This is a genomic window from Peptoclostridium sp. AF21-18, assembly GCF_003478825.1.
GTDB lineage: Bacteria > Bacillota > Clostridia > Peptostreptococcales > Peptostreptococcaceae > Peptacetobacter.
This window is the reverse complement of record NZ_QUGE01000060.1, coordinates 524-729: the sequence shown is the minus strand read 5'-3', so window position 1 is coordinate 729 and position 206 is coordinate 524. Positions and strand designations below refer to the sequence as shown.

Genomic DNA, 206 nt, shown 5'->3' with positions numbered 1-206 from the left:
GCTGACTTGTAATCAGCAGGTTGTAGGTTCGAGTCCTATCACCAGCTCCAAATATGGAGGATTTCCCGAGTGGCCAAAGGGGGCAGACTGTAAATCTGTTAGCATCGCTTTCGGTGGTTCGAATCCACCATCCTCCACCAAAATAAAATATGCGCGGATGTGGCGGAATTGGCAGACGCACTAGACTTAGGATCTAGCGCCTACGG

At 50.5% G+C, this 206-nt stretch carries 2 tRNA genes (1 of these 2 cut by a window edge); both read left to right on the top strand.

The features are described 5' to 3' along the window. Nucleotides 1–55: 55 nt before the first annotated feature. Nucleotides 56–140, top strand: a tRNA-Tyr gene (locus DWX74_RS11010). Nucleotides 141–153: 13 nt separating this feature from the next. Further along, nucleotides 154–206: transfer RNA gene (locus tag DWX74_RS11155), tRNA-OTHER, on the top strand; it runs 70 nt beyond the window's last position.